This is a genomic window from Pseudomonas sp. B21128 (assembly GCF_044218865.1).
GTDB classification, from domain to species: domain Bacteria; phylum Pseudomonadota; class Gammaproteobacteria; order Pseudomonadales; family Pseudomonadaceae; genus Aquipseudomonas; species Aquipseudomonas iridis.
Map to the genome: position 1 here is coordinate 4,639,554 of NZ_CP162590.1, position 16,081 is coordinate 4,655,634.

Here is a 16,081-nt window from a genome sequence, read left to right on the forward strand (position 1 = left end):
CGTATCGACTGGCGCGCTTCTGACCCGGCGTCAAATGCGCTGAAGCGCGTCGCCTTGGTGCAGCGATCTTCGCTTTAAACCAGGGTGTTTAAATGACACCTGAGGACACGGATCTGAGGCTACGCATCCTTGCGCAATTGCCTACAGCTACGCCAGAATCAGCCGGCTTGTGCGCCTTGAGGGCGGGTTCTATTGTGGTGCGGTCGCTGACGAATCAGTGATCGGGTTTAGCAGCTCGCCAATTTTCAAGGCACGTAAGTCCCGCCATTTCCCTATGGCGGCTTTGCGTGGGGCACTTCGGTGCGCCGGGATCCTTGAGCCTGGTCTGCTAACCCGCGCACAGCCGCCACCCTCTTCGTTTAGCAGCGAAGGTTGACGGCTCCATTTCTCAAGGAGCTTCACCATGATAAAACCAACACCAAACCCGCCCGAAACCGACCCCACCTCCCCCTACGAATCCCTCGATTCAAAAAAGCTGAACGAAGCTGCCGACCGCGCCCTTGATCACTACCTCTGCCCGCCCGGTTCCACCCCTGCGCCACGCAAAACCCGCAGAATGTACGCCGTTAACGCCGATTTCAAAAACGACGAGCTGCTGGTTGATGCCTGCGAAACGCTCGCCTCGGCGAGAACCATCGCCAATGATTTCGCAGCGCTGGTGCCGGCATCGCAGCGTCGGACGCTGGTGGGGATTGCGCAGTTGATCATGCTCGGGGAGCTGGTGGTGAATCGGGTGCTGGATAATCTGGAGTTGTCGGGCTGACAATCGCGGTCAATATCCGCAGCGTTATTCGGGGCCAATTCTGCCCCCATCGCGAGCAGGCTCGCTCCTACAGTTGGCCGCGTTCCAATGTGGGAGCGAGCTTGCTCGCGAAGGCTGACGAATAAGCAACGCAGTGCCATCAGGCCAAAAAACCGCCGTCCCGATCAACCAGGACGGCGGTTTTTTGTGACCGCATGGGGATTATGCGTCGTAAAACGGGGCGACTGAGACGCGACTGCCGACGAAGAAACTGTCCGCCACTAACCGCAACGGCTGAAGGTCGAGGTCGCTGCTCTTGTCGCCAATCAACTGCTGAAAGTGCCGATACACCGCGGCATATTCACCCTCCTCCGAAACGGGCTGGCGCACGCCGTCGATGCTCAACAACGCGCCGCCGTTGTCCAGTCGCAACACCCCTTCGGCGCAACGAATTTCGATGCTCCAGAGTTCGTCGTGACCGTGGTCGAAGTCGAACTCGGCGCGTACATCAAGGTGGCGTGCGTCTGACATTTTGATCGACGCGGCAATCGGCGACTGGCAGTTTTCCGGAACGCGCAGTTCGGCAGACTCGACAAACAACGGCAGCGCCAGCAAGTGCGTGACAATCGACAAGGCATTGATGCCCGGGTCGAAGACGCCGAGACCGCCCGGCTGCCAGATCCAGGTCTGGCCGGGGTGCCATTTGCGCACGTCTTCCTTCCAGTCGATCTGCACGCTTTGCAGGGTGCGCGTGGCGAGCCAGTCGCGGGCGGCGGCAATGCCGGGGGCGTAGCGCGAATGCCAGGCGAACAACGCGCTGACGCCTTGCTGCCCGGCCAGGCTGACCAACGCCATGGCCTCACCCAATGTGGCGCACGGCGGCTTTTCCACCAGCACATGTTTGCCGGCAGCGAGCGCTTCTTGCACCAAGGCAAAGCGCCCTTGCGGGGGTGTGCAGAACGCGATCGCATCAACCTGCGGGCCGTTGGCGAGCAGCTCGCTCAGGGACTGAAAGTTCTCCACGCCGGCGCAGGGCTTGCCCTGTGTGGCGACAGACACCAGCTGGAATGCGGGATTGGCGTTGATCGCCGGGACGTGCTGATCCTGGGCAATCTTGCCGTAGCCCACCAGACCGAGTCGGATCGGTTGCATCAATGACTCCTGTTTTTATCTTGTTTTAGTCAGCGAGCCGGCAGATTACCCGCAATCATCGCGCTCGTCTGTCGGTGCAACGTCACAACGACGCACAGGATCAGGCAAACATTGCACAGGATTGCACTACTTGACGGCGGCGCGGAACAGCAAAAATGGACGTCCGACACATTCATTGAGGACGTTCCCATGCTTGTACAAGCCTACGGTGCCCACGCTGGCGACAAACCCCTTGAGCCCATGCAGATCAACCGCCGTGCACCCACGGCCCATGACATCCAGATTGACATTGCCTTCTGTGGCATCTGCCATTCGGATTTGCATCAGGTGCGCGCCGAATGGGCTGGCACGCAATTCCCTTGCGTGCCGGGCCACGAAATTGTCGGTCGGGTTTCGGCGATCGGCGCGCATGTTGCGGATTTCAAGGTCGGTGATCTGGTCGGTGTCGGCTGCATCGTCGACAGCTGCAAACACTGCGACGACTGTGAAACCGGTCTGGAAAACTACTGCGACGGCATGATCGGCACCTACAACTTCCCGACGCCTGACGCACCGGGCTGGACGCTGGGCGGCTACTCGCAAAACATTGTCGTGCATGAACGCTATGTGCTGCGTATTCGTCATCCCGAAGCGCAACTCGCGGCCGTCGCGCCGCTGCTGTGCGCGGGCATCACCACCTACTCGCCGCTGCGGCACTGGAACGCCGGTCCGGGCAAGAAAGTCGGTGTGGTCGGCATCGGTGGCCTCGGTCACATGGGCATCAAACTGGCCCACGCGATGGGCGCCCATGTTGTCGCGTTCACCACCTCTGAATCGAAACGCGAAGCGGCGAAACAGCTAGGCGCCGATGAGGTCGTGGTGTCGCGTAACGCCGAAGAGATGGCCGCGCATGCGAAGAGCTTTGACTTCATCCTCAACACGGTGGCCGCGCCCCACGATCTCGATGCTTTCCTGGTGCTGCTCAAGCGTGACGGCGCGTTAACGCTGGTCGGCGCGCCCGCCTCGCCGCATCCATCGCCCAACGTGTTCAACCTGATCATGAAGCGCCGCACGATTGCCGGTTCGATGATCGGGGGCATCCCCGAAACCCAGGAGATGCTGGACTTCTGTGCCGAGCACGGGATTGTTTCCGACATCGAACTGATCCGCGCGGACCAGATCAACGAATCCTATGAGCGCATGCTCAAGGGTGACGTGAAATATCGCTTCGTGATCGACAACGCGACATTCGCCGGTTAGCGGTTTGACCCGCTGGCAGCGCTGGCGAAACCGGCGCTGCCAGCGGATCGCAACGTGGCCCTTATCAGCGGGATTTGACAGGCAACGCGTAGCTCGACAAAGTCGCACCCCTTTTGCGGCCATCAGTGCCGCAGGTCAGTGTTGAACAGGGGTTGTCGTTGAACGAACACACATTGTCCATGCGCCTGGAGCGCGTGGCGGCGCACGTGCCCGCCGGCGCGCGACTGGCCGATATCGGCTCGGATCACGGCTATCTGCCGGTGGCGCTGATGCGCCGTGGCGTGATTGCAGCGGCAGTGGCTGGCGAAGTGGCGTTGACGCCGTTCCGCTCGGCTGAACGCACGGTGCGCGAGAACGATCTTGAACAGCACATCACCGTGCGTCATGCCAGTGGTCTGGCGGCAATCGAGCCTGGCGACGCAATCACCGCGATCAGCATTTGCGGCATGGGCGGCGAGACGATCCGCGACATTCTCGACAGCGGCAAAGCGAAGCTTGGGGGCGCCGAACGCCTGATCCTGCAACCCAACGGCGGCGAACAACCCCTGCGCCAATGGCTGATGGATAACGGCTACTGCATCCGCTGTGAAGAACTGCTGTGGGAGAACCGCTTCTACTACGAAATCATTGTGGCCGAGCGCGCAGAACCCGTCGCCTACACGGGTCCGGAGTTGTACTTCGGGCCACTGCAGATGCAGGCGCGCAGCCCGGCGTTTCTGAGCAAGTGGCAGCGCATCTTGCGCGAGAAACAAAAGACCCTGAGCCAGTTCGCCCGAGCGCGGCAGGCGTTACCCGAGGCGAAAGTGCAAGAGATCACGCAACAAGCGCAATGGATCACCGATTTATTGGCTTGAGTGGCGTACGCCTGACCGTAAAAACCGCTTCGCTTCAATCCTGGGCGCACATCCGTTGCGACCTAGGCTCCTGAACAACTCCCCCGCCATCGCCCTCAGTGGAAGGATCCCGCAGGGTTCGCCCCTTTCGATTTGATACACCGCATCACAAATGAAGTACCTCAAGGCGTATTTATCAATCGCGCGCGACTTCTTAAAGTTCTCTCCAACAGCAGCCCATCATCCCGACAGGCTGGCTAGTGGAGTTACTCCAATGCCTTTCATCAGCGTACGCATCACCCGTGACGGCGTCACTCGCGAGCAAAAAGCCCAGGTGATCAAAGAGATCACCGAAACGATGGAGCGAGTACTCAACAAGGACCCAAAACTCACGCACATCGTGATTGAAGAAGTCGACACGGATAACTGGGGTTACGCCGGTATAACGACCACCGAGTACCGCCAGCAGCTAGCGGACGAACAGTCATGAGCCGCACGGTGAAAATCGACTTTGTCTCGGATGTGGTCTGCCCGTGGTGCGCCTTGGGCGCTACGGCACTTGAGCAAGCGATTGCGAATCTGGCCGGTGAGATCGATGTTGAACTGACCTACAAACCGTTCGAACTGAACCCGGATATGCCGGCCGTCGGTGAACACGCCGTCGAGCACATGATGCGCAAATATGGCCGTAGCGCTCAGCAAGTGGCGGAGCGCAACGCGATGATCATTCAACGCGGCAAAGACATCGGCTTTAGCTTCGACCTGGAAAAACGCAGTCACTTCTTCAACACGTTCAATGCACATCGCCTGTTGTTTTGGGCACACGTCGAAGGCCGTCAACGCGCACTGAAGCAAGCTCTGTTACGAGCCTACTTCACCGACGGCAAGAACCCGGATGACGCGCAAACGCTGGTGAATCTCGCGGGCGAAGTCGGCCTCGACACCGGACGTGCGCAAGCAGTGTTGGCGAGCGGCGAGTTCAGTCAGGAGGTCCGCGAGCTTCAGCAGTTTTATCAGGCGCGGGGCATCAATTCGGTCCCGGCGATGGTGCTCAACGACCGAGAACTGATGTCCGGATCGCACTCGGTCGCCGAATACCAGCAAGCGTTACGGCAGGCGGCCCGAGAGACCGCTCACGCCTGATTTGCAGATTTTTCTACTCATCCCTATCGATTCAATGAGGAATTCATCATGAGCACTTCCCATAAAGTTGTAGTGGTCACCGGCGCCTCGCAAGGCATTGGCGCTGGCCTGGTCAAGGGTTTTCGCGATCGCGGGTATCAGGTTGTCGCGACGTCTCGCTCCGTCAAACCATCGTCGGACCCGGATATTCTGACCGTCGCGGGCGACATCGCTGATCCGCAAACCGCCGAGCGGGTGATCCGTGAAGCCGTTGCACGCTTTGGTCGCATCGACACACTGGTCAACAACGCGGGCATCTTCGTCGCCAAGCCCTTCACCGATTACAGCAAAGAAGATTACGCCCAGGTCGTGGCGACCAACATGAGCGGCTTCTTCTACATCACCCAACTGGCCATTGCCGAGATGGAAAAAAACCGTAGCGGCCACGTCGTCAGCGTTACCACCAGCCTGGTCGACCACGCGATTGACGGCGTGCCTTCGGTGCTCGCTTCGCTGACCAAGGGCGGCATCAACGCGGCAACCAAATCGCTGGCCATCGAGTACGCCAAGCGCGGCATTCGCGTCAACGCGGTTTCGCCGGGCATCATCAAGACGCCAATGCACGGCGTGGAAACCCACGAAGCGCTGGGCAATCTCCACCCGGTTGGCCACATGGGCGAGATTGATGACATCGTGCAAGCGATCCTCTATCTGGATAACGCGAACTTTGTCACGGGCGAGATCCTGCACGTCGACGGTGGCCAGAGCGCGGGACATTGATCCAGCCGCTGTCCTTGCAACAACAAACGGCACCGTCGGTCTATACCGGCGGTGCCGTTTGTTGTGGTAAATACCGGGATGAAAGATCCGTCAAGCCTCGGTGTAATCGATTATGAAGCGCCACTTTGAAGACTTGCAGTTGGGCAGTATCGAACTCTTTTGCCTCGCCGCCGAAGCGGGCAGCTTCACCGCGGCGGCGCAACTGGCCGGGGTGACACCGGCAGCGGTGAGCCGGTCGATTCTGCGTCTGGAACAACGGCTCGGTGCTCGGCTCTTTGCGCGAACCACGCGCAGTATTCGCTTGACCGAGGCCGGGAGAAACTTCTTCGTCCAGTGCAACCAGGCGCTGACCCAACTGGTTGAAGCTCAGCAAGAGGTCATGGGCGCACAGACAAGTGCGTCAGGAAGATTGCGCATCAGCCTGCCGACCACTTACGGTCACCACCGCATCCTGCCGCTGCTGCCAAAATTTCGCGCGCTGTACCCCGACGTCACCGTCGATATCCACTTGGGTAATCGCAACATCGACTTCGTCGCCGAGGGCTACGATTTGGCAATCCGCGTCCGCGCCCAACCGGACTCAACGATGATTGCGCGCCTGCTGGAGGACGCCAAACTGGTGGTGGTCGCCTCGCCCGAGTATCTGCGCAAGGCCGGTACGCCGCAGACGCTGGAGGATCTGGCGGACCACGAGTGCATCCAGTTCGAACTGCCCAGCAGCGGACGGCGGATTTCATGGCTGTTTCAGGAACATGGCAGCGATCGAGAGCTTATTTCGGACGGCGGTTACTCTTGCTCCGACGATGTGCTCGGTGGCGTGACCCTGGCCAAGCACGGTGCCGGGGTGTTTCAGACCTACAAATTCATTGTCGAACAGGAATTGGCGGACGGCCGCCTCGTCGAAGTCCTGCAGCCCTATAAAGGTCGTTCCAGACCTTACACCTTGCTCTATCCACACGGCCGCTACGTGCCGCAACACGTGCGGGCCTTCGTTGATTTTCTGCTGCAATACCGGGATCAATGGGCGGCGCTTTAGCCGACCGTCGAACTCAAACGCTGAGCAGTTGCCGGGTGGTCGCCATCGACGTGTTCAGCGACTGCCCGGTGCGCTGCAACTTGTTCAGAAGACTGGCGCCCAACCACATCTGGTACAGGGTTTCCGCCAATTGCCGAGCATCGCCGTCAGGAAGGCTGTTTTCAGCCTGGCCCTGCTCGATGCACAGGGTAATGCGCGACACCACTTGTTCGGCGCCATCACGCAAGGTGAGGCGCATCGACTCGGACAGGTCGGCGACTTCGGCGCTGAGTTTCACCACCAGACACTCATCGCCGTGGCCTTCGAGGGTGCAGCGGTTCTGCCAGCCCAGCCAGTAATCCATCAACCGCTCATAAGCGGTCAGCCCCGGCAACGTCAGGCGCCGCTCCATGTCGGCGAGATAACCGACAAAGTAATCCGCGAGCAAGGCCTGGCCGTAGAGCTCTTTGGATTTGAAATAGTGGTAGAACGAGCCCTTGGGCACGCCAGCGGTTTGCAGGATTTCATTGAGGCCGACACTGGTGAAGCCCTTCTCGGCCATCATTCGGTGGCCGGTATCGAGCAAGTGTTGGCGGGTGTCGTCGTAGGTCGGTTTCATGGGGCGCAAATTACCAGACAATAGACCAGTCGTATATTTCCAGGGAACGAGAGTTTGCCATACCTGTCAGTGAAAAACCTGCGCAGAAAAAATTACTAGACGACTGGTCTATTTGGAATCTATGCTGCGCTCCGACAACTCATCTCCCGGTGTCGGCGTTTCGCAAATCCGTTGCGCAGCGACGCCACCTGATCAACCAAGGGTGCTTTATGAAAATCTTGATGGTTCTGACTTCGCACGATCAACTTGGCGACACCGGCAAGAAAACCGGCTTCTGGCTCGAAGAGTTCGCTGCTCCTTACTACGCCTTCAAGGACGCTGGCGCCGACGTCACGCTGGTGTCCCCGGCCGGTGGCCAGCCACCTCTGGATCCGAAAAGCGACGAGCCAGATGCACAAACCGCCGAGACCGATCGCTTTCGCAATGATCCGGCCGCCCAACAGGCACTGGCCAATACCGGGCGTCTGGCGGATGTTCGGGCGGATGATTTCGATGCGGTGTTCTACCCGGGTGGCCACGGCCCGTTGTGGGATCTGGCCGAAGACAAGCAGTCGATCGCTTTGATCGAAGCCTTCGACCGCAGCAACAAACCGCACGGTTTCGTTTGCCACGCACCGGGCGTACTGCGCCACGTTTTGAATGCCGAGGGCAAGCCGCTGATCCAGCATCGCCAGGTCACCGGTTTCACTAATGCCGAAGAAGCCGCGGTCGGTTTGACTGAGGTTGTGCCGTTCCTGATCGAAGACGAGTTCCAGCGTCTTGGCGGTTACTACTCCAAAGTCGCCGACTGGCAAGTACATGTGGTGGCCGACGGGCAATTGGTCACTGGCCAGAACCCTGCCAGCTCCGCAGCGGTCGCCGAAAAACTGCTGAAGATGCTCGGCTGATTTTTCACGTCAAGCCCCACGCGGGAATAACACCCGAACGCCGTGCGCGTCATGCACGGCGTTTTTTTTACGCTCACTCAATAGTTGACTGGTCTAATAAACCAGTAAAAAGGTCATTCATGAACAACAGCCGTTTCTTCACCCCCACCCGATTGGGCCTGCACACCCTGAAAAACCGCATCGTCCTGCCGCCTCTCACCCGCCAGCGCAGTACCCAACCGGGCAACGTCGCCAATGAATTGATGGCCGAGTATTACCAGCAGCGCGCCGGCGCGGGTTTGCTGGTGACCGAAGGCACCCAGATCGAGCCGCGGGGTCAGGGTTATGCCTGGACGCCGGGCATTCACACCCCCGAGCAAATTGCCGGATGGCGCAAAGTCACCGATGCCGTGCATGCGGTCGACGGGGTGATTTTCGCCCAGCTCTGGCACGTGGGTCGTGTGTCGCACAGTGCGTTGCAACCTGGCGGCGAGGCGCCGGTATCGGCTTCCGCCGTGGCGACCGACCGGGTCAGTGTGTTCATCGAAACCGCGCCAGGCAAAGGCGAGCTGGTGCCGCCGTCCGCACCGCGCGCGTTGAGCACTGATGAAGTTCAGGAGCTGATCCAGCTCTATATCCAGGCAGCACGCAACGCGATGGACGCCGGTTTCGACGGCATCGAACTGCACTGCGCCAATGGCTATCTGGTCAACCAGTTCATCTCCGCCCACAGCAATCTGCGCACCGATCAATACGGTGGTTCGCTGCACAATCGCCTGCGTTTTCTGCGCGACGTGGTGGCGGGCGTCGCCGAGTGCATTGGCAAGGAGAAGGTCGGCGTGCGCTTCGCGCCGCTGTTCACCACCACCGATGAGGCGCGCACGTACCTAGGCCTGGTCGAGGAAGATCCGCACACCACCTATATAGAAGCCATCAAGGTGCTGGAAGACGTCGGCATTGCTTATCTGTCCATCGCCGAAGCCGATTGGGACGATGCGCCAGCGATGCCGCAAACCTTCCGCCAAGCGGTGCGCGATACCTTCAGCGGCGCGATTATCTATGCCGGGCGCTACAACGCCGAAACCGGTGCGCAGTTGCTCGACTCCGGTCTCGCTGATTTCGTCGCTTTCGGTCGGCCGTTTATGGCCAACCCGGATCTGCCTGCGCGAATCGCCAACGGCTGGCCGCTGAATGCACTGAACCCGGCCACGGTGTATGGCGGCAGCGCTGAAGGTTATATCGATTATCCGGTGTATTCCGGCTAGCAAAAAAAACCTATACAAAAGGAAATTTTCGTACAACTATCTAAGCGAGGACTTTCCCACCACCGGCTACCCCTACTGCCTCTCATCAGGCTGATTGCGTTCGAATGAAGACCGTTAACCGCTTATGCCTGGTCCTCGGTGACCAGTTATCTTTCGATCTCGCCTCGTTGCAGGGGCTTGATCGAGAACGCGATACCGTCCTGTTGGTCGAGGTGATGGAGGAAGCCAGCCATGTTCCTCACCATCCGCAAAAAATCGTTCTGGTGTTCAGCGCCATGCGTCATTTTGCTCAGGCGTTGCAGGCGCAAGGCTTTCGGGTGCAGTACGTCAGGCTCGATGATCCACAAAACACCGGCGCTGTACCGAGTGAGTTGCAGCGCTGGCATGCGCTTCTAAAGCCGGACGAGTTGCACCTGACCGAATGCGGCGATTGGCGTTTGGAGCATTCGCTGCGCGATTGTGGTTTGCCCATCCATTGGCACAGTGACAGCCGTTTTCTATGCACCCGTGCCGAGTTCGCCGATTGGGCGGCCGATAAAAAGCAGCTGCGCATGGAGTACTTCTACCGCGAGATGCGCCGCAAAAGCAGGCTGTTGCTCAATGGCGACGGCACTCCGGTGGGTGGCGCGTGGAATTTCGACGCCGACAACCGCAAGTCGCTGCCCAAAGGCGTCAAGCCGCCCTACCCGCTCAGCTTCAGCGCGGACCCTGTCACTCAGCAAGTCCTCGCTTTGGTGCGCGAGCGTTTCGCCAGTCACTACGGCGCTGTGGATGATTTCAACTACCCGGTGACCCACGCCGACGCCCAAGCGCTGTGGCAATATTTTCTGGATTTCGGCCTGGCCGGTTTTGGTGATTATCAGGACGCCATGGCCATCGACGAGCCGTTTCTGTTCCATGCGCGCATCAGTGCGGCACTCAACATCGGCTTGCTCGATCTGCGGCAATTGTGCAGCGACGTCGAATCGGCCTACTCGGCGGGCAGCGTGGCCCTGAATGCCGCCGAAGGCTTCATTCGGCAGCTGATCGGCTGGCGTGAATATGTGCGCGGGGTCTACTGGCTGAAAATGCCTGACTACGCCCACGGCAATTCATTCGGTAACACCCGGCCATTGCCGGAGTTCTACTGGACCGGCGAAACACAGATGAACTGCATGCGCCAGGCCATCGGTCAAAGTCTCGAACATGCCTATGCACACCATATCCAGCGGCTCATGGTCACGGGCAATTTCGCCCTGCTGGCGGGCATCGCGCCGAGCGAGATCTGCGAGTGGTATCTGGCCATTTACATGGACGCGTTCGACTGGGTCGAATTGCCCAACACCCTGGGCATGGTCATGCACGCCGATGGCGGATACCTGGGCTCCAAGCCGTACTGCGCCAGTGGCCAATACATCAAGCGAATGTCCGATTACTGTCGCGATTGCGCTTACAAGGTGAGTGAAAGCACCACCGACAATGCCTGCCCATTCAATGCGTTGTACTGGCATTTCCTCATGCGTCACGGCAACCTGCTGCGCAGTAATCAGCGCATGGGCATGCTCTATAAGAACCTCGACCGCATGCCAGAAGCCAAACAGCAGGCCCTTTGGCAACGCGGGCAAATGCTGCTCGACACGCTGGATAACGGGCAGTCGTTGTAGATCCGCAAGCACCGCACTTCAAGGCTGCAACTTATGTAAGGCGCGCCGTGTCAATGGGTCACCCGTAGTGTTCGTTTGCAACGCGCAAAACGAGCAAGGACCACAATAATCAACCAGGCGTGAGTGGTGAAAATCCTGAAACATCTAACCCGCGAAGCGCTTGAATCCGAGGTCATGCGTCTGCGCCAGGCGCTGGAAACCAGCGCAGGACAAACACTCGTCAACGGCGCACAGCACGATATCGCCGCGCAACTGGCCGCCAGCCGTGCGGCGCTCGCCGCCAGTGAAGCGCGCCAGCGGGCAATCTTCGAGTGCGCGATCGATTTCGCCATGGTCGCCACCGACCCGCGAGGCAACATTACCGAATGGAACGCCGGCGCCGTCAATGTCATGGGCTGGACCGCTGAAGAAATACTCGGCCAAAGCGCCGCGATTTTTTTCACGCCGACGGATCGCGCGACGGGTCGCGTTGAATTGGAAATGCAACGCGCTTTGCTTGAGGGACGCGCCTGGGATGAGCGTTGGCACCTGCGCAAGGACGGCAAATTGTTCTGGGCGTCGGGCGAACTGATGCCGCTTTATGCTGACGATCAATCCCATTTGGGCTTCGTGAAAATCCTTCGTGACCGCACCCAGGAGCATCTCGCTGGCCGTGCGCTTTTCGAATCGCAAGAGCGCTATCGCCTGGCGCTCAAGGCCACACGCGATGCGGTCTGGGACTGGGATCTGCAGACCCGGCAGATTGTCTGGAACGAAGCCCTGCAACAGGCTTATGGATTCCCGTGCGCAGCCATTGACTCGACGAGTGAATGGCGCTTTGCCCAGATCCATCCGCAGGATCGCGAACGCGTCGAGACCTCGATTCGCTCGGCCATCGAGGGCAGCGGATCGACCTGGAGCGCCGAGTACCGCTTCCGCTGCCAGGACGGTTCCTATGCCGAAGTGCTCGACCGCGGCCACTTGATCCGCGACGCCGACGGCCGCGCCGAGCGCATGATCGGCGCGATGCTTGATCTGACGCGCTCACGCAGTGCCGAAACGGCGTTGCGCCTGAGCGAAGAACGCTTTAGCACCATTCTGGAAACCATCGAAGCCGCATTTGCCATCGTCAAGGTCAAATTCGACGCCGATGATCGTCCGGTGGATTACTACTTCGTCGAGGCAAATCCAGCATTCGAACGTCAATGCGGGGTCAACCTGCGGGGTAAATGGGTGACCGAGTTTGCACCCAACCTGGAAAAGTTCTGGTTCGAGACTTACGGGCACGTGGCCAAGACGGGCGAGCCGGCGAACTTCGAAAGTTACGCCAACACCTTTGAACGATGGTTCGACGTGCGTGCCGTACGGGTTGGCGATCCGGCCGACCGGCAAATCGCGATCCTCTTTAATGACGTCACCGAACGACGCGACGCCGAAGAGCGCCTGCGCGTCAGCGAAGCACTCGCGCGTGAAAACGTCGAGCGTGTACAACTCGCCCTCGCCGCCGGCGCCATTATCGGCACATGGCACTGGGACCTGCCAACCGATAGCTTTACCGTGGATGAAGCCTTCGCCAAGGTGTTCAATCTCGACCCCGCTTTGGGCCGCACCGGTCTGAGCCTGGAACAAGTGGTGATGACCGTTCACCCCGACGACCGGGAAGGACTCATCGGTGCGATCAACGAAGCGATTGCCCGCGGCGGCGCCTATTCCCATCAGTATCGGGTGCGCGACGCCGATGGAAAATACAACTGGCTTGAGGCCAACGGACGCGTCGAGTGCGCCGACGACGGTACTGCGCTGCGCTTCCCCGGCGTGCTGATCGATGTGGAAGAGCGGCGCAGTGTCGAGGCCGAGCGCGATCGGGCCAACGCGGCACTGCGCGCGCTCAACGACACCCTGGAACAACGTGTAATCGCGCGCACTGCCGATCTCATGCAAGCCGAAGAAAAGCTGCGCCAATCTCAGAAAATGGAAGCCGTCGGGCAACTGACCGGCGGCCTGGCCCATGACTTCAACAATCTGCTGGCCGGCATTTCCGCCGCCCTGGAGCTGATGGAAAAACGCATCGCTCAGGGCCGCTTCAAAGACGTCGACAAGTATTTGGCCACCGCCCAAGGTGCGACCAAACGTGCGGCGGCGCTCACCCATCGACTGCTGGCGTTCTCCCGGCGCCAGACGCTCGATCCGCGGCCAACGGACGTCAACACGCTGATTGTCGGCATGACCGAGTTGATCCAGCGCACCGTCGGCCCGAGCATTCGCCTGAAGACGTTGGTGGCACCCGATCTGTGGCCGGCGCTGGTCGATGCCAGCCAGTTGGAAAACGCTCTGCTGAACCTGTGCATCAACGCCCGCGATGCCATGCCGGATGGCGGCAGCATCACGGTGGAAACCGCCAATCGCGCCGTGGCCGTCGAGTCGGTTCGCACGCTGGATATTCCCGAGGGCGAGTACCTTTGCCTCTGCGTCACCGACACCGGCACCGGCATGAGCGCGGAAGTGATCGCCAAGGCCTTCGACCCGTTTTTCACCACTAAACCGCTCGGTCAGGGCACAGGTCTGGGGCTGTCGATGATCTACGGCTTCACCAAACAATCCGGTGGCCATGTGCGTGTGCATTCACAAGTCGGCCATGGCACCACGATGTGCATCTACCTGCCACGCTATTGCGGCGAAGCAAAACACAACCATGACGCCACCCGCAGCACGGCAACACCGCTGGTAAAAGCAGGCGAGACCATCCTCATCGTCGACGACGAACCCACGGTGCGGATGCTGCTCAAAGACGTGCTCAGCGAACTCGGCTACAGCGTGCTGGACGCGGCTGACAGCGTCGAAGGCCTTGAGACGTTGCGCTCCGACGCGCAGATCGACCTGCTCATCACCGATGTCGGTTTACCGGGCGGCATGAACGGCCGGCAAATGGCCGACGCGGGCCGGGAAATCCGCCCGAAACTCAAGACCCTGTTCATCACCGGCTATGCCGAAAACGCGGTTATCGGCAGCGCTCAGCTCGGGCCGGGGATGCAAGTGCTGACCAAGCCTTTTGCGGTCGACACCCTGGTGTCGCGGGTCAGTCATTTGCTGTACGAAGCGAAAATGCCGTAAACCGCAACCAGAACCGTGCAGGCGCTGCGGCACGCTGCGATCTTTAAGTGCATTACGCTTGTGAACGCCACAACACCTGTGGGAGCTGGCTTGCCAGCGATGGCGGTGAGTCAGCCAACAACCATTTCGGCTGTGCGGACTTAATCGCTGGCAAGCCAGCTCCCACAAGGATAAGCGGTGCTCATACAATCTCGACCTTCGCAGATTTCCTGTAGGAGCCAGCCTGCTGGCGATAGCGGTGGATCAGTCACTGGATATTTTGCCTGTGCCAGCCCCCTGTTTAGCGCAGCCGATTGACTAAGCGTGTTTATGCCGTTTGGCGGCCGCTATCACGGCTATCAACATTTAAAATGAGAGGGGCTCACAGATGCACCCAACCACGCCTGACGGCCGTTATTTCGTGGTCAAAGAACAGCTTTGGCGGTGCAGCAACCCGGCGTTGGACCCGCAACAGCGCCAGCATCTGGTCGACGATTTGATGACCGCGCGACGCGACGTCAAAGCGGCGAAGTTGCTGAATGACCCGCAAAAATTGAAAGCAGCGAGAGCGCATGTGCAAGCCGCCAAAGTGGCCTTGGGCGAGCGTGGCCCGGTGTGGTGGGAGGATGGCAGTGCGGATTACAACCGGTATAAAGTGAGCAACACGCCGTACGCCGAATGGTATCAATCGTTGAAGCTGGAAGCCGACTAAGACTTTTCAAATCGCGCTGTGCTGTCACGTGGCGTCAGCTGGAACGGCAACACCACATGTCGGGCAGGCAACGGCTGTTTCTCGATGAGCGCAATCAGCATTTCGACGGCCTTCTCGCCGAACATTTCCGCCGGTTGGGAGATGGTTGTCAGCGGCGGATCGCAATAAGCCGCCATCGGAATGTCATCGAATCCGGCCAGTGAGATATCCTCCGGCACGCGCAACCCCTGCTCCTTGATGCGCTTCAGCGCACCAATCGCCATCTCGTCATTTTCACAAAACAGCGCACTTGGCCGGTCGTCGAGCGCCAGCATTTTTCCGGCGCCGGCATAGCCCGCAGCCAGACTGAAATCCCCGTGACAAACGAGCGCATCGTCCAGTGCAAGGCCCGCCTGGCGTATCGCCTGTTCGTACCCCGCCAGACGATCGCGCGTCAGCGGGCTGCCTTTCGATCCTTTGATCAGGCCTATGCGCCGATGCCCAAGCGCAATCAAATGCTCGGTCATCGCTTTGGCGGCCGCGACGTTGTCGAGGCTGATTGTCGGATGACGCCCTTGCTGGATCACTTCGCAGGCATTGACGATCGGTGGCAGATCCTGCCCCGGCATTGAGCCTTCGAAGGGATCGAAGGCGCGCAGTTGAATCACGCCATCCGCTTGATGGGCGTACACCAGATCGGCGAACTGGCGTTCCAGTGCTTCGCGGCCCTGAGTGTCGCACAGCAACAATCGGTAGCCGGCGGCGTGCGCAGCCTTTTGTGCACCGCTGATGACTCGGGCGAAAAATGTGTTGGCGATGGTGGGGACCAGAATCACCAGATTCCCGGTTCTGCGTGAGCGAAACTGCACCGCCATCAAGTTCGGCCTATACCCCGCCTGTTCGACGGCAGCCATGACCCGATCGCGGGTGTCAGGCAGTACGCGCTCCGGCGACTTCAGTGTTCTTGACACTGTTGCCACCGAAACGCCCGCCAGCCGTGCCACTTCGCGGATATTGGACAAGTCTGCCTCGCTCTTTCCATCAA

15 protein-coding genes are annotated in these 16,081 nt (G+C 59.7%); 12 read left to right on the plus strand and 3 right to left on the minus strand.

Annotated features, from left to right (window positions below):
• Positions 1-403 precede the first annotated feature (403 nt).
• The gene (locus AB4P91_RS20790) at positions 404-763 is read left to right on the plus strand and encodes a DUF6124 family protein (protein ID WP_395603565.1); all 360 of its coding nucleotides are present in this window, start codon (positions 404-406) and stop codon (positions 761-763) included.
• 201 nt (positions 764-964) lie between these two features.
• Here the strand turns inward: AB4P91_RS20790 and AB4P91_RS20795 are convergent, their stop codons facing one another.
• Positions 965-1,894, minus strand: a complete 930-nt coding sequence (locus tag AB4P91_RS20795) for a Gfo/Idh/MocA family protein (RefSeq protein ID WP_395603566.1) — start codon at positions 1,892-1,894, stop codon at positions 965-967.
• A 189-nt stretch (positions 1,895-2,083) separates the two neighbouring features.
• Here AB4P91_RS20795 and AB4P91_RS20800 point away from each other — a divergent pair, with 189 nt between their 5' ends.
• The 6 genes from AB4P91_RS20800 (at position 2,084) to AB4P91_RS20825 (ending at position 6,904) form a co-directional block, all read left to right on the plus strand.
• Positions 2,084-3,133, plus strand: coding sequence for an NAD(P)-dependent alcohol dehydrogenase (locus tag AB4P91_RS20800; protein ID WP_395603567.1), 1,050 nt, complete (start codon positions 2,084-2,086; stop codon positions 3,131-3,133).
• Positions 3,134-3,291: 158 nt separating this feature from the next.
• A complete protein-coding gene (locus AB4P91_RS20805; RefSeq protein WP_150595405.1) occupies positions 3,292-3,987 on the plus strand; it encodes a tRNA (adenine(22)-N(1))-methyltransferase TrmK in 696 nt (231 codons plus the stop codon).
• A 253-nt stretch (positions 3,988-4,240) separates the two neighbouring features.
• Positions 4,241-4,456 (plus strand): 4-oxalocrotonate tautomerase family protein, encoded by a 216-nt coding sequence (locus AB4P91_RS20810; RefSeq protein ID WP_042558834.1) that lies wholly within the window; start codon positions 4,241-4,243, stop codon positions 4,454-4,456.
• On the plus strand, positions 4,453-5,109 hold the full coding sequence (locus AB4P91_RS20815; protein WP_150596597.1) for a DsbA family oxidoreductase: 657 nt from the start codon (positions 4,453-4,455) through the stop codon (positions 5,107-5,109). The genes AB4P91_RS20810 and AB4P91_RS20815 overlap by 4 nt, the downstream gene beginning before the upstream one ends.
• Positions 5,110-5,157: 48 nt before the next feature.
• On the plus strand, positions 5,158-5,868 hold the full coding sequence (locus AB4P91_RS20820) for an SDR family NAD(P)-dependent oxidoreductase (RefSeq protein ID WP_150595407.1): 711 nt from the start codon (positions 5,158-5,160) through the stop codon (positions 5,866-5,868).
• A 112-nt stretch (positions 5,869-5,980) separates the two neighbouring features.
• Entirely contained in the window at positions 5,981-6,904 is a 924-nt protein-coding gene (locus tag AB4P91_RS20825; RefSeq protein ID WP_232391984.1) for a LysR family transcriptional regulator, read from the plus strand.
• 13 nt (positions 6,905-6,917) lie between these two features.
• Here the strand turns inward: AB4P91_RS20825 and AB4P91_RS20830 are convergent, their stop codons facing one another.
• Positions 6,918-7,502, minus strand: a complete 585-nt coding sequence (locus AB4P91_RS20830; protein ID WP_150595409.1) for a TetR/AcrR family transcriptional regulator — start codon at positions 7,500-7,502, stop codon at positions 6,918-6,920.
• A gap of 209 nt (positions 7,503-7,711) precedes the next feature.
• On the opposite strand from AB4P91_RS20830, the gene AB4P91_RS20835 reads away from it, so the two are divergent.
• The 5 genes from AB4P91_RS20835 (at position 7,712) to AB4P91_RS20855 (ending at position 15,057) form a co-directional block, all read left to right on the plus strand.
• A complete protein-coding gene (locus tag AB4P91_RS20835; protein ID WP_150595410.1) occupies positions 7,712-8,389 on the plus strand; it encodes a type 1 glutamine amidotransferase domain-containing protein in 678 nt (225 codons plus the stop codon).
• Between the two features lie 119 nt (positions 8,390-8,508).
• Entirely contained in the window at positions 8,509-9,633 is a 1,125-nt protein-coding gene (locus AB4P91_RS20840; RefSeq protein ID WP_395603568.1) for an alkene reductase, read from the plus strand.
• 104 nt (positions 9,634-9,737) lie between these two features.
• Positions 9,738-11,276, plus strand: a complete 1,539-nt coding sequence (locus AB4P91_RS20845) for a cryptochrome/photolyase family protein (RefSeq protein ID WP_395603569.1) — start codon at positions 9,738-9,740, stop codon at positions 11,274-11,276.
• A gap of 174 nt (positions 11,277-11,450) precedes the next feature.
• Complete coding sequence (locus AB4P91_RS20850; RefSeq protein WP_395604988.1) at positions 11,451-14,366, plus strand: PAS domain S-box protein; 2,916 nt, start codon at positions 11,451-11,453, stop codon at positions 14,364-14,366.
• Positions 14,367-14,733: 367 nt separating this feature from the next.
• A complete protein-coding gene (locus AB4P91_RS20855) occupies positions 14,734-15,057 on the plus strand; it encodes a hypothetical protein (protein ID WP_150595413.1) in 324 nt (107 codons plus the stop codon).
• On the opposite strand, the gene AB4P91_RS20860 is transcribed toward AB4P91_RS20855, so the two are convergent.
• Positions 15,054-16,058, minus strand: a complete 1,005-nt coding sequence (locus AB4P91_RS20860; RefSeq protein WP_150595414.1) for a LacI family DNA-binding transcriptional regulator — start codon at positions 16,056-16,058, stop codon at positions 15,054-15,056. The two genes, AB4P91_RS20855 and AB4P91_RS20860, sit on opposite strands and share 4 nt — an antisense overlap.
• Positions 16,059-16,081 lie beyond the last annotated feature (23 nt).